This is a genomic window from Streptomyces sp. CA-106110 (assembly GCF_050936285.1).
Taxonomy (GTDB): domain Bacteria; phylum Actinomycetota; class Actinomycetes; order Streptomycetales; family Streptomycetaceae; genus Streptomyces.
This window is the reverse complement of sequence record NZ_JBNJNB010000001.1, coordinates 6,408,704-6,421,661: the sequence shown is the minus strand read 5'-3', so window position 1 is coordinate 6,421,661 and position 12,958 is coordinate 6,408,704. Positions and strand designations below refer to the sequence as shown.

Genomic DNA, 12,958 nt, shown 5'->3' with positions numbered 1-12,958 from the left:
GAGAATGAGGGCGAGGAAGCGTCACGGATATTCACAGGTACGGTCGTTGACATCCCCGGCGGGTCCTGACCGGCGGAGTGGTCTCACAGGCACCCATTCGGCACCGGGCCGGCGCTCGGCGCCATGATCGTGATGCGGGGATCCGGGCTGCTCAATCAGGTCATCGAGCGCGGCCGTTGGGCCGTCTCATGCGGAAAGGCGAGCTCACCCGGGGTCTGCGACCGTCTGCGGCGATTGTCGTCTGCTGGAGTCATCGGCGCCTCTGAAGCTGGGTGGATCCAACCTCGCGCAGGACGTGGTAGGCGCGAGCCAGCAGGCGGCGGGCCACCGCGGTGGTGGCGATCTTCTTGCCCCGGCGATGAGCGAGGCGCTGGTAGGCGACGGAGAAGTCCGGCGACCGCTTCGCGGTCTGGGCGGCCTCGCACAAGATCCACCGCAGCCAGTCCGAGCCTTGCTTGGAGATGTGCCCGTGCCTGACGGTGAGATCCGATCCCCGGACGGTAGGCGTCAGCCCGGCCCAGGCGGTGAGCTTGCGCGCGGACGGGAAGCGGGTGACGTCGCCGATCTCGGCGACCATGACCAGGGCGGTGAGCGTGCCCACCCCCGGCAGCTGGGTGAGCGCCTTGACCCTGGGGTCGCCCCGCGCCTATGCGAGCAGCTGTGCGTCCAAGGCGTCGATCGGCTCCTTGAGGGCGTCCATCAGGACCAGAAGATCGTCGACCACGCGGCGCGAGGCATCCGGCAGATCCAGGGCCTGCAGCCAGGCCCGGCCCGGAGCGGTGAAGTAGCCACCGGGCCGGTCGCAGCCGTGATCCGCCAGGACGGCGTGGACGCGGTTGCGCAGCAGGGTGCGCAGCCGCACCAGCTGGCAGCGGTGCCGCACCAGGACCCGCTGCTGCCGCACGTCCAGCGGGGCGATCCACGCTTCCGGCAGCAGATCTGCGCGCAGCAACTGGGCCAGGGTAGCCGCGTCCACCTTGTCGTTCTTCAGTCGCGCGGAGGCGATCGCCTTGCACCGCAGCGGATGCACCAGATGCGGCTCGAATCCGTAGTCCTCCAGCAGCTCCACCAGCCATCCCCAGCCGTAGGCGGCCTCGAAGGCGACCGGCGCCCCGATCGGAAGATCACCGATCACCGAAAGCACCGGCTCCACCCCGTTGGGCACGTTCCGGTTCACCCGCACCGCGCCGCCGTCCTCGACCACCGCGATCTGCGACCGCTTGCGGTGCACGTCGATACCGACGGAGACAGACATTGAGGGCCTCCCTCCTGAGCTCGTACATACCCGGACGATAGGTATCGCCGGGCTGAGCAGGGAAGGGGGCCCGGCCCTCATAGGATCAGGTCAGCGGCGGTCCTACGGTCGCCGAAGGACGCCGGACCGGGGCGGGGCCGCGAGCCGCGGCCGGCCGGGAGGCAGGTGAACCAAACAGTTTCCCGCACCGGCCACGGCTGACCCGTCACGAGTGACGCTCCGTCAGATCCCGCCGCGGCTAGCCGATCCGTACCGTCCTCGACACCGTGACCTGCTCGATGTCCGACGTGCGGACCGTCACCTTCATCGTCCAGGTGCCCGGCAGCGGAAGGTTCAGCGCGTCCGCGGTCCAATAGCCGCCCCGGTCCCTCACCTTGGCGTCCAGTGGACCGATGTCCCCCAGCTTGAAGGCCAGTCGCAGTTCCGGGACGGTCGCGATACCGCCGTCGGGACCGTAGACCACCGCCTGGATCTGGTTCTCGCCCACCCGCCCCGGCGTCAGTTCGATCTGCACCTTGCCGTGCCCACCGGGCGTCCCCACGTCGAACGGCACCACCGTGGTGGCGCCGAGGGGCTGTTCGGCCGCGGTCTGCGCCGCCTGCGCCTCGGCGGCCGCCCGGCCCGGCTGCGTACCCGTCAGCAGGGTCGTGATCACCAGCACCACGATCCCGATCGTGATCTCCGCCAGCACCGAGCGGCGCAGGGCCCTCCGGTACGGCGCCGGGTCGCCCCCGGACGCCCTGCCCGGCCCGGAATCCGCGCGGCCGCTCTCCTCTTCACCGTCCCCGGGTGCGGCATCCGGCTCGGTGCGCGGCTGCCGCGGAGCGCCGTCTCCGAGGGCCGCCTCCGCCCGTGCCCTCGCCGCTCCCACCGGTTCCCGCACCCGTTCGGGCACCGTCACGTCCGGCGCCGTCATCTCCGCCGGCACCCCGAGCCGTGCCGTCCAGCGGCGCGAGAACGCCGCCGCCGTGAGCAGCAGCACGACCGCGACCAGCTTCACGGTCAGCAACCTGCCGTAGGGCGTGGAGGTGAGCGCGCCGAGGGAGCCGAGGCCGCGCCAGGACTGGTAGGCACCGGTGACGACCAGGACGGCGACCGCGGCGAGGGCCAGCCGTGAGAAGCGGGTCACGGCGGCGGCCGGGAGTTCGTCGGGTGCCCGGTACAACACCGTGAAGAGGGCCGCCAGACCGCCCAGCCACACTGCCATCGCCAGCAGGTGCAGCACGGCCGAGGTCATCGCGAGCGGCACCTGGATGCCCGCCGCGGCATGCTCGGCCACCGCCCAGGTGAGCGCGAGGGCGAGCGCCGTCAGACTCACGACCGCAAACCGCAGCCGGCCGCCGAGCACCTCGGCACCCACCGTCCCCGGACCGTCGGCCGTCTGCTTCCCGCCCCGTGAGGGCGCCGGCCCCAGCCGCGCGGCGACCACCGCCGCCGCGCCCAGAAGCACCAGCCGAGCGAGCAGGGCCAGACCCGGGCGGCTCGTCAACGACTCGCGCAGGACCGGCAGTTCGAAGGCCGTGGCCGGGCTGCTGCCGCACTCGTACGGCCCCCGCAGCACCAGCAACGCGAGCGTGGACGCCAGCAGCGTCCACCAGCCGCCCACGAGCAGACCTCGGGCCGGCTCCACACCGGTCGCCATCGCGAACACGGTCACACCGAGCAGTAGGACCAGACCGCCGTAGGCGATGTAGCGGGCGATGTCGTAGAGCCGCACGGAGGCCGTGTCCGGGACCTCGTCGTACGGCAGCGCTGCGGTCGTCGCTGAGGGCTTGCCGACGGAGAAGGTGAGGGCGCCGGACACCGGGTGGCTGTCGGCGGACACCACACGCCACGCCACGATGTACGTGCCCTGCGCAAGGCCGGGAAGGGTGACGCGGGCGGTGTCCGACCGGCCGTCGGCGTGCTCCTGCTTGCCCGTGTGGACCCTCCGGTTGCCCGGGTCGAACACGCGGATGGAGTCGTCCAGCAGGCCCACCGACTCGGAGAAGGTGAGCGTGACGGCCCTGGGCGACGCCTTCAGTACGCTGCCGTCCGCCGGGTCGGTGCCCTTCAGGGCCGCGTGCGCGGAGGCGGAGCCCGCGCCCGCGAGGAGCATCAGGGGCACCACGAGCAGCACGAACGCGAGGTGCCGCAGCCGCCCTCCGCGCGCGACCGCTCCCGCACGCCCTGCGCCCACGCGTTCTGCGCCCACGTCATGTCTCCCGTGTCGGCCGGTCCCGGGTCCTGGTTAGGTACGGACGGGGCCCGCCGCGCGCTCAGCGCGGCGGCGACGAGGCACGCCCGTACGTGCGTCACGCCATCATGCCGGGGAGCCGTGTCACCACGTCGGCCGGGCCGACACCCCGCCGTCCACCACCAGATCGTGGCCGGTGATCCAGGACGCGAGCGGCGAGGCCAGGAACACACAGGCGTCGCCGATGTCCTCGGGGCGCCCCAACCGGCCGGTGGGCACCGCCTGCTGCCACCGGCGCACCCCCTCCGGCCACTCCTCGGCCAGGCCCTCGCGGTCGATCAGACCGGGCGAGACGGTGTTGACCCGGACGCCGTACGGGCCGTACTCGAGGGCCGCCGACCGCGCGTGCATGACGACGGCCGCCTTGGACGCGCAGTAGTGGGCGTGCAGCGGTGCCGGGTTCCTGGCCTCGATGGAGGCGATGTGGGTGACGGTCCCGCCGCCCGCCGTTCGCATGGCCTCTGCCGCCGCCTGGGTACAGGCGAACACGCCGGAGAGATTGGTGTCGACCACGGCCCGCCAGTCGGCGGCCGTCATCCCGGTCAGCTCCTGGACCGGCTGCACCCCCGCGTTGTTGACCAGCGCGGTCAGCCGGCCACCGCCCCACTCGGCCGTGTCGCGGACCAGACGCCGGCATGCGTCCTCGACGGTGAGATCGGCCCGCAGGACCACGGCACGGCCGCCCGTGTCACGGATGCGCGCCGCCACGTCGTGGGCCGCCCGGACCGAGGTGCGGCAGTGCACCGCGACCGCGGCCCCCTCCTCGGCGAACCGCAGCGCGATCCCCCGTCCGATGCCCCCGCCCGCCCCGGTCACCAGGGCCACCTGTCCCGCCAGCAGCCCGCTCACGACCGGCACAGCCCGGCGATCCGGGCCGCCTCGGCCGGGTAGCGGGCGGTCAACTCGGCCGCCTCGCCGTGCTCGTAGCCCTCGTACGTGAAGCCCGGTGCCATCGTGCAGCCGAACAGCGTCCACGCCCCGCCCGCGGCGACCCGTCCGCCCATCCAGGTGCCGGCCGGCACGGTGAACTGGACGTGCTGGCCTTGCAGGACCTCGGGGCCGAGGACGGCGGTACGGGCGCTGCCGTCCTCGCCGAGGAGCAGCAGCTCCAGCGGGTCGCCGAGGTAGAAGTGCCAGACCTCGTCCGCCGGGAGGCGGTGCAGCGCCGAGTAGTCGTCCGGTTCCGCGGTCAGCAGGGCGACGATCGCGGTGCCCGCCGGACGCCCGTCGGGCAGCCGCGGCCCGGCCCAGGTCTGCCGGAACCGGCCGCCCTCGCGCGGGATCGGTTCCAGGCCGTAGTGCGCGATGAGGTCGTCAGGGGTCACGGCAGGCAGGCTAGTTGCCGGAGGCGGCCCGCAGGGTGAGGAACGCGAGCTGGGCACGCTTCTCGGGCAGGTACACGTCCGGCAGGTCGACCTCGGGCAGCACGACGACCGGCCCGGCCTCGAAGCCCTGGCGCAGGAAGCGGGCGATCGCCTTCTCGTTGCGCTCGTCGGGGTCGACGACGATCCGCTGCCGGTGGAGCCCGGTCAGCACGTAGGACGCGAAGACGGTCAGCAGGGCCGACGTCCAGCCGGCACGCGGACCCGCGGAGCCGGGCGGAGCGAGGAGGACATGGACTCCCATGTCTCCGGGTTCGACCGCGTAGCACTCGCCGACCCGGTCGGCCTCCGGTTCGTAGGTCCGCAGAAGTGCCACCGGTTCGCCGTCCTTCACGGCGAGGAAGGCGTGGTGGGTGTCGAGGGTGGCCATATGGGCGTAGATCCCGGCCACTTGCTGCCTGGTCATTCCGTTCATGCCCCAGAAGGAGGCGCGTTCCTCACTCACCCAGGCGTGGACGACGTCCAGATCGGCTTCGGGGTCCAGGGGCAGGAGCTGGACGGTGCCGAAGCCGTCGAGGACCTGCTCGTGGACGGCCTCGCGGGCGACGGCGTTCGGCTCGGTGGTCATCGGTGTCTCTCTTTGGTCAGACGGTTCCAGTCGGTGACGACCGGGACGAGATCTCCCCTCAGCCACAAGGGGAGTTGGTCGCGGTGATGGGGCGAGTCCGGGACGCCGTCGGCTCCGAAGGGGACCACCCAGAGGCTGTCGTCACGCCGGGCGAGGTCCCAGACGTAGCGGGCCGCCGGGCCGCGTGCGCTCAGATCGGTCAGCCCGGGGACCGACGAGGTGCACAGAACGCAGTCGTGGTCGCCGGACAGACCCGGTTCGTCGTACGGCGTCCCCGTGAGCGCCCGCCAGGGAGCGAGCCGGTGCGTGCCGCCCCAGGTGTCCTGCGGCGGGTTCCCGGCGACCTCCTCGACGGCCTCCCGCACGATCGCGGCACGGTCGATGCCGTACAACTCGTCCGCGGCCAGGAGGTGTTCGAGGGCGAGTCCGATCCGGGGGAGCAGGGCGAGCCAGGGCTGGAAGACCTCCGGGTAGGCGGGTGGGGCGGTGAGCCCGGCGAAGGCGGGGTGCGCCGCGAGCCGCCGTACGACCGCGCCGCGCACCGCCGCGTACGCCGCCGCCTCTTCGCTGTCCGCGCCCATGTGCCGGTCCCAGCGCAGCAGGCGGTCGCGCAGCGCGGCCGCCGCGGGGGTGAGGCCGTCGAGGTCCCCGAGGCGGTCCAGCAAAGGGCCGGCGGAGCCGAGGTGGGTGTCCATGTGGAGGGCCGGCATCTCCTGGGCGGACCAGGCGGACCGCTGCTCCAGCAGATGGCGGATGCGGGCGGCCCGGTGCCCGGGGGCGAACCCGACCCCGAGCGGGGCGGCCGGTCCGCGCTGGTTGGCCATGACGGCGATGCCGTTCTCCACCGTTCCGTAAGGGGTGTCATGCCGCCCCCGCCACTCGTGGCCGGGCTCCCAGGCGGGAACGAGCCGCGTCCGGTTGGCGGCGGCGCGCAGGGGCACCGTGCCCGCGACACGGTGCAGCACTCCGCCGTGGACGTCAGCCGCCAGCACCACGTTCACGGGCTCGGCCCACCGGTCGAGTGCCCGGTCCAGATCGGCGACGCGCCGGGCACGGAGGAGGGGAAGCAGCGCGCTGAATCCGAGGTCCTCGGTGACGCGGGGCGGATGGCGCAGGGAGACGGCCAGGGGGATGTCCGCGTCGGGGCCGGTTCGCTCGGATCCGGATTCCTCCGGGCCGGCTCCCTCCCGGCCGGCTCCCTCCGCGCCGGTTTGCTCGGGGCCGCCGATGACGACCGGGCCGCGCTCCGTCTCGATCACCTCAACTTCGACGGGATCGCCCCCGGCGACCTCGACGGTCTCGACCAGCCGGGTCACGGCCCGCCATCGCCCGTCTGGGTCCAGGGCCTCGACACCACCGTCCGCCGTCCGCCGCAGGCACTCGCGGTACAGGTCCTGGTAGTCGGCCATCGCGTTGGTGATCGCCCAGGCGACCGGGCCCGCGTGACCGAAGTGGGCGATGCCGGGGACGCCCGGGACGGCGAGCCCGACGACGTCGAACTCGGGGCAGGCGAGGCGGATCTGCTGGTAGACGCCGGGGTCCTCGATGAAGCGGTGGGGGTCGCCTGCGATGACGGCCTGCCCGGTGACCGTGCGCTCACCGCTCACCAGCCAGCCGTTGCTGCCCGAGGTGCCGGGCCCGTCGGCGGCGAAGAGGCCCACGGCGTCCTCGCCGAGATGCCTTACGGCCTCCTCGCGCCAGAGCTTGGCCGGGAAACCGGCGAACAGGATGTGGGTGGAGAGCCAGATGCCGAGAGGGTGCCAGGGCTCCCAGTGGCCGGGGACGAGACCGGTCCCGGCGAACTCGGGGGTACGCCGGGCGCCCTCGCCCAGCCCGTCGTTGACCCCGTCGGTGTACGCGCGCACCCAGGCGGCGGTCTCGGGGTCCTGTCTCTCAAGGGCCGCGAAACAACGTCTGGCCGTGTCGTCGAGCCGGGCGCGGCGCGCGAAAAGGTCCCAGGCCAGGTCGGTTGCACCGAGGAAGGACGCCGAGGTGCCCTGTACGCGATGCCGCTCCACCTCCAACTGCCACGCCCGGTCCGAAGCGGTGACCCGGCCCTGGGCGCGGGCCAAGGCGAGCGCGTCACCGGCTCGCAGGTGCGGGATGCCCCAGGCATCGCGGTAGGTCTCGGTTGTCACCCCAGTGACCTCCTCTTTAGGTTAGCCTTGCCTAACTTATTCGCGGAGATCGTACGCCAAGGGGAGGACCCGATGGGGCAGGGGCAGGGGCGCGGCTGGGAGGGCACCGTCCTCAGGCTGCTGCGCGCGAAGGACTTCATGTGCACCGTGACGGACACGGAGGACGTCACGCCGCTCTACCGGCGCCTGTGCCTCACCGACGGCGGCATGCTCGCGGCGACCGGAGTTCACCCCACGATGTGGATACGGCTGTGGTTCCCGGGCGCGGGCCGGCCGCACCAGCGGGCGTACACCCTGATCGACCCGGATCCCGTGGCCGGCACCTTCGGCCTGGAGTTCGCCCTCCATGACGGGCGTGCCGCCGACTGGGCGCGGGCGGCGAGGCCCGGCGACACCATCGAGGCGACGGTCCAGGGCTCCGCCTTCCAGCGGCCCGACCCGGAGCCCTCCCATGTCTTCGCGATCGCCGACCCGGCCTCACTTCCCGCGCTCAACTCCCTTCTCCACGCGCTGGCGGACACCCCCGCGACCATCTGGTTCGAGGGCGATCCCGACGGCCTGCCCGTGCGCACCGACCCGGCCCGGCACGATCTGCGTGCCGTCCCGCGCAAGGATGCGGGCACCCATCTGGCCGCCGAGGTGAGGTCGGCGCTGCCCGCGCTGCTCACGACGACGCCGGACCCGTACGTGTGGATCGCTTGCGACACCGCGACGACCCGGACGCTGAGCGCGTACGTGCGCAAGGAGCTGGGCGTCCCGGGGCGGCGGCTGAACGCTCTGGGGTACTGGCGCGCAACCTGATCCCGCACGCGGGATCATCGGGGCATGGACGTCTCCCTTCACCTCGCCCAGGACCCCGAGGCCGACGCGCTCCTCGGGCGCAGTCCGCTCGCCGCGCTGATCGGGATGCTGCTGGACCAGCAGATTCCGATGGAGTGGGCCTTCAAGGGGCCGTGGACCATCGCGCAGCGGCTCGGCGCGGACGACCTCGACGCGCACGAGATCGCGGCGCACGACCCGGAGGCCTTCGCCGGACTGCTGTCCGAGAAGCCCGCGGTGCACCGCTACCCGGGCTCCATGGCCAAGCGCATCCAGCAATTGAGCCAGTACCTCGCCGAGCACTACGACGGGGACACGGAGGCCATCTGGAAGGACGTCTCCGACGGACGGGAACTGCTGAAGCGGCTCGAGGATCTGCCCGGGTTCGGCAAGCAGAAGGCGCAGATCTTCCTCGCCCTGCTCGGCAAGCAACTGGACGTGCACCCCACGGGGTGGCGCGAGGCCGCGGGCGCGTACGGCGAGGCGAAGTCGTACCGCTCGGTCGCCGACATCACCGGACCGGAGTCCCTGGCGAAGGTCCGCGCCCACAAACAGGAACTGAAGGCAGCGGCGAAGGCCGCCAAGGCGGGGGGCCGGTAGGGGCGGAGCGGACAAGGCCGGTAGGCCGGGGGCCCCAGGCCGGGCCGGTGGGAACCGGACCCGCTGGGCCGGAGGCCGGCCCGACAGGACCGGGAGCCGCCAGGCCGGGGCCGGTAGGAATGCCGGACCGGGAGCCGGTGGAGCCGAAACCGGTAGAGCCGAAATCGGGCCGGGAACCGGTGGAATCGGGGCCGATTGGCGTCAGTCGGTTGGACCGTCCGGGGTGGCGGGGTGGCCCAGCCCGGTCCAAGCATGGACCATGACCGACGCACCGACCGGCTCCGACCAGGGGCCCGAGTTCGACGACCGCCGTGTGCACGCCATGCGTGACGCGGGGGCACCCAGGCGTTCGGCGGAGGACGTCGAGCCCGTCGAGGGCTTCCTGCACGTCCTGTCGCGCACCGCCTGGCAGGTCGTCCTGGCCACCGGCGTCGCCTCCCTGATCCTGGGAGTCCTGATCCTCGTCTGGCCGGGGCCGTCCCTGCTCGCCGCCGGGATCCTCTTCGGCCTCTACCTCATCATCAGCGGTGTGCTCCAGCTGGCGTCCGCCTTCGGCACCCACGCGGCCACCTCGCTGCGTGTCCTGGCCTTCATCAGCGGCGCCCTGTCGATCCTGCTGGGTCTGTTCTGCCTCCGCGGCCCCCTGGAGTCGATCCTGCTGCTGGCCCTGTGGATCGGTATCGGCTGGCTGATCCGCGGGATCACCCAGACCATGGCCGCGGCCCACGACTCCTCGGTGCCCGCGCGCGGCTGGCAGGTCTTCCTCGGCCTCGTCACCTTCATCGCCGGGATCGTGCTGATCACCTCGCCGTTCAAGTCGATCGCCGTGCTCACCCTGGTCGCCGGCTGGTGGCTGGTCGTCGTCGGCATCGTCGAGATCTTCACGGCGATCCGGATCCACGGCCGGGCGAAGCAGATCCCTCGTACCGTCTGACCGTCGGACCAGCGTCAACGTCCACGTCCGGCAGGTACGCCGAGCGAGCGGTTCAGCGACCGACACGATGAAGGGTGCTCGCGCAGCGGGCACATGACCTCCCGTGAGCCTCACCCCGCACGCCCCGCGCACCGCCCGACGGTGCGCCTGGGTGCGGGTGCTGGTGGTGCTCGTCGCGCTGCTCGCGGCGGGCGCGCACACCGGGGTGGTGGCGGCTCCCTCCGTCACCGCCTCCGTCGGTCAGGCGTGCGACGGGGAGTACGACGTACCCGCCTCGGCTCTCGGAGGCGTGCGTTCTCAAGGACAGCGCACCGTCGCGTCACCGCGATCGGGTCCGCGCCCCGGCCCCAGGCCGCGCGGCGCCGGCGACTTCCCTCCCGCCCCCACGCGCCAGGGCCACTCCCCCGCCCTCGGCGCCCTGCGCACCGTGGTCCTGCGCTGCTGACAGATCCGGCTCCCCCGAAACGTCAGATCTGCCGGCACTCGCGAAGGACACAGTCATGCTCATCGACCCGTACGCGGTCCTGCACGCCCTGCTCCGTGCCGAAGCCGCACGCAGCACCAAGCCGCGGCCCGAACCCGAACAAGAACACGAGGCCGGGGATGAGCCCCGGCCGTCGGCCCCGCCCGAAAGGGACAGCGAGTAGTACACCCAGCGGCCGCCCGCGGAACCGGCGGCCGCGCCCGGGCTTCCAGGGGTCCGGGCTGACAAGCGGACCGGCTTCCAGCGGAAAGGAACGTCTCCGACGAGCCCTGGCCGTCTCGGGTCCGCCGTACCCGATCGGCCGGGGGTACCCAATCGACCGGGGGCGCATCCGGGTTGTTCGTGGGGGCGCATTTGGGCGTTCCAGGGTGCGCGGAAGCGCTATCGAGTGCGCCCGGCGCGAAGCACCCGGGCGCACTCCGGCTGTGACCCGTCCGCGCCCCGCTGCCGTTTTGCCCATGTTTACCGCAGCTTTTCCCGTGCCGTACTCCGTCGCCATGGCTGCGCCCAGAACGTCTTGACCGGTAGGCTTTCCGTGTGATCTTCAAGCGCATCGGAAACGGCCGGCCGTACCCCGACCACGGCCGGGAGAGCACCCGGCAGTGGGCGGACGTCGCGCCACGCCCGGTCCGCCTCGATCAGCTCGTGACGACCAAGCAGCAGCTGGACCTCGAGACCCTCCTGGCCGAGGACTCGACCTTCTACGGCGACCTCTTCGCACACGTCGTGAAGTGGCAGGGCGACCTCTACCTGGAGGACGGCCTCCACCGCGCGGTCCGTGCCGCGCTGCAGCAGCGTCAGGTCCTGCACGCCCGAGTGCTCGAGCTCGACTGATCCCGGGTACGCCCGCCTCATCCGGAACGCGCTCCACCCTGCCCGGCAGGCCGCTTCATCCTTGCGACCGTTCCGCACCCCTGTGCGCCCTAGCCCGCTCGCGGGCGCCTCTTTGACCCTTTCGGGTTGGAGTGGGCAGCACCCAATGATCATCTAGTAGGCATTGCCGTCTCGGCGCACTACGCTGCGCCTCATGAGCATGCTGACTCCCCCCGGCATGGGCGGCCAGTACCGGATCACGGGGGACAAATACCCGCGCATGCGCCGACCCCGGCGCCGCGGCAGGCTGGTGTTCGCCATCGTCGCCTCCGCGGCCGCCGTCGGGCTGATCGGCTGGGGGAGCCTGCAGCTCATCGACGTCTTCACCGGTCGCGGCGGCAAGTCGTCGGCGTCCGGTGCGAAGGCCGACTGCGCGACGAAGGCGAGCCCGTCGCCCGCGGCGAACGCCAAGGCGCTGCCTCAGCCCGCCCAGATCACGGTCAATGTCCTCAACGCCACGCCACGCAGCGGCCTGGCCAAGGAGACCGCGGACGAGCTGAAGAAGCGCGGTTTCCACATCGGCACCGTGGGCAACGCGACCCAGGAGTTCGACAAGAAGGTCAAGGGCATCGGAGTGCTGCTCGGCCCCAAGACCGCCCTCGACACCACCCTGCCGGTGCTCGGCACTCAGCTCGCGGGCGTCGACCGCCGCACCGACATCTCCCGCACCGGCGCGTCGGTGGACCTGATCCTGGGCGACAAGTTCAAGTCACTGAGCAGCAAGGCCGACGCCGACAAGGCCTTGGCCGCACTGACCGCCCCCGCTCCGGCGGCCGACAAGAAAGCCGGGAAGAACTGCTGAGCAAGCCGGCGCCGCACTCGAACCGCTGAGGAAACCGGCCCCGTACGCCAACCGCTGAGAGGTCCGGCCCCGTACGCGACCGGAAAGCCGAACGGGGCGCGGTTCCTCTACGGAACGCGCCCCGCGATGCGTGCCGAACGCCGCCTACTCCGCGGCCCCGTAGAGCCGGTCACCCGCGTCGCCCAGTCCCGGCACGATGTAGCCGTGCTCGTTGAGGCGCTCGTCGACCGCTGCCGTCACCACGGTCACCGGCGTACCCGCCAGTTCGCGCTCCATGAGCTCGACACCCTCAGGGGCGGCGAGCAGCACCACGGCCGTCACATCGTCCGCGCCGCGCTTGATCAGCTCCTGGATCGCCGCGACGAGCGTGCCGCCGGTCGCCAGCATCGGGTCCAGGACGTACACCTGGCGCCCCGAGATGTCCTCCGGCATGCGCGACGCGTACGTGGAGGCCTGGAGCGTCTCCTCGTCGCGGATCATGCCCAGGAAGCCCACCTCGGCGGTCGGCAGCAGCCGGACCATGCCGTCGAGCATGCCGAGGCCGGCCCGCAGGATCGGCACGACGAGCGGACGCGGGCGGGCGAGCTTCACACCGGTGGTCGCGGCGACAGGGGTCTCGAGGTCGACCTGTTCGGTGCGCACGTCACGCGTGGCCTCGTAGGCGAGCAGCGTGACGAGCTCGTCGGCGAGCCGACGGAAGGTCGCGGAGTCGGTGCGCCGGTCGCGCAGCGTGGTGAGCTTGTGGGCGACCAGGGGGTGGTCGACGACGTGGAGACGCATGTCCATAACAGTAACCGGGCCTCACGGCCCCGACGCGCCCCCGTACGCACGCGCACACCGGCCCGCTCGGCGGACCGTCCGCCTCGC

The 12,958-nt window shown here is 72.3% G+C and carries 14 protein-coding genes and 1 pseudogene; 7 read left to right on the top strand and 8 right to left on the bottom strand.

Translation table 11 applies throughout. From position 1 onward, the window contains the following. Window positions 1-250: 250 nt before the first annotated feature. The 7 genes and pseudogenes from ACQEXA_RS29580 to ACQEXA_RS29550 form a co-directional block, all read right to left on the bottom strand. Window positions 251-613 (bottom strand): annotated as a pseudogene (locus tag ACQEXA_RS29580) (transposase); the annotation flags it as partial. A gap of 33 nt (window positions 614-646) precedes the next feature. Next, the gene (locus tag ACQEXA_RS29575; protein WP_433131585.1) at window positions 647-1,255 is read right to left on the bottom strand and encodes an IS110 family transposase; all 609 of its coding nucleotides are present in this window, start codon (window positions 1,253-1,255) and stop codon (window positions 647-649) included. Between the two features lie 238 nt (window positions 1,256-1,493). Continuing rightward, window positions 1,494-3,449, bottom strand: a complete 1,956-nt coding sequence (locus ACQEXA_RS29570) for a copper resistance protein CopC (RefSeq protein ID WP_433131583.1) — start codon at window positions 3,447-3,449, stop codon at window positions 1,494-1,496. Window positions 3,450-3,575: 126 nt separating this feature from the next. Beyond that, complete coding sequence (locus ACQEXA_RS29565; protein WP_432929849.1) at window positions 3,576-4,349, bottom strand: SDR family NAD(P)-dependent oxidoreductase; 774 nt, start codon at window positions 4,347-4,349, stop codon at window positions 3,576-3,578. Further along, window positions 4,337-4,816 carry a cupin domain-containing protein gene (locus tag ACQEXA_RS29560; protein ID WP_432929851.1) on the bottom strand — a complete coding sequence of 160 codons (480 nt, stop codon included), beginning with the start codon at window positions 4,814-4,816 and terminating at the stop codon, window positions 4,337-4,339. Before ACQEXA_RS29560 ends, ACQEXA_RS29565 begins: the two co-directional genes overlap by 13 nt. Before the next feature lie 10 nt (window positions 4,817-4,826). Continuing rightward, window positions 4,827-5,441, bottom strand: coding sequence for a GNAT family N-acetyltransferase (locus ACQEXA_RS29555; RefSeq protein WP_433131581.1), 615 nt, complete (start codon window positions 5,439-5,441; stop codon window positions 4,827-4,829). Further along, entirely contained in the window at window positions 5,438-7,579 is a 2,142-nt protein-coding gene (locus ACQEXA_RS29550) for a penicillin acylase family protein (protein WP_433131579.1), read from the bottom strand. The genes ACQEXA_RS29555 and ACQEXA_RS29550 overlap by 4 nt, the downstream gene beginning before the upstream one ends. 72 nt (window positions 7,580-7,651) lie before the next feature. Between ACQEXA_RS29550 and ACQEXA_RS29545 the strand changes: the two genes are divergently transcribed. The 7 genes from ACQEXA_RS29545 to ACQEXA_RS29515 all read left to right on the top strand — a co-directional run bounded on the left by ACQEXA_RS29545 (window position 7,652) and on the right by ACQEXA_RS29515 (window position 12,091). Beyond that, window positions 7,652-8,380 (top strand): siderophore-interacting protein, encoded by a 729-nt coding sequence (locus ACQEXA_RS29545; RefSeq protein WP_432929857.1) that lies wholly within the window; start codon window positions 7,652-7,654, stop codon window positions 8,378-8,380. Window positions 8,381-8,404: 24 nt separating this feature from the next. Further along, window positions 8,405-8,998 (top strand): HhH-GPD-type base excision DNA repair protein, encoded by a 594-nt coding sequence (locus ACQEXA_RS29540; RefSeq protein ID WP_432929859.1) that lies wholly within the window; start codon window positions 8,405-8,407, stop codon window positions 8,996-8,998. Between the two features lie 259 nt (window positions 8,999-9,257). Further along, window positions 9,258-9,932, top strand: coding sequence for an HdeD family acid-resistance protein (locus ACQEXA_RS29535; protein ID WP_433131577.1), 675 nt, complete (start codon window positions 9,258-9,260; stop codon window positions 9,930-9,932). 103 nt (window positions 9,933-10,035) lie between these two features. Then, window positions 10,036-10,377 (top strand): hypothetical protein, encoded by a 342-nt coding sequence (locus ACQEXA_RS29530; protein ID WP_433131575.1) that lies wholly within the window; start codon window positions 10,036-10,038, stop codon window positions 10,375-10,377. Window positions 10,378-10,432: 55 nt separating this feature from the next. Continuing rightward, entirely contained in the window at window positions 10,433-10,579 is a 147-nt protein-coding gene (locus ACQEXA_RS29525; protein WP_359410867.1) for a hypothetical protein, read from the top strand. A gap of 374 nt (window positions 10,580-10,953) precedes the next feature. Next, a complete protein-coding gene (locus ACQEXA_RS29520) occupies window positions 10,954-11,250 on the top strand; it encodes a type II toxin-antitoxin system VapB family antitoxin (RefSeq protein WP_004943146.1) in 297 nt (98 codons plus the stop codon). A 193-nt stretch (window positions 11,251-11,443) separates the two neighbouring features. Further along, window positions 11,444-12,091: a LytR C-terminal domain-containing protein gene (locus ACQEXA_RS29515; protein ID WP_433131573.1), complete on the top strand. Its 648-nt coding sequence runs from the start codon at window positions 11,444-11,446 to the stop codon at window positions 12,089-12,091. A gap of 144 nt (window positions 12,092-12,235) precedes the next feature. Here the strand turns inward: ACQEXA_RS29515 and upp are convergent, their stop codons facing one another. Continuing rightward, complete coding sequence (upp, locus tag ACQEXA_RS29510; protein WP_433131571.1) at window positions 12,236-12,871, bottom strand: uracil phosphoribosyltransferase; 636 nt, start codon at window positions 12,869-12,871, stop codon at window positions 12,236-12,238. Between the last annotated feature and the right edge of the window lie 87 nt (window positions 12,872-12,958).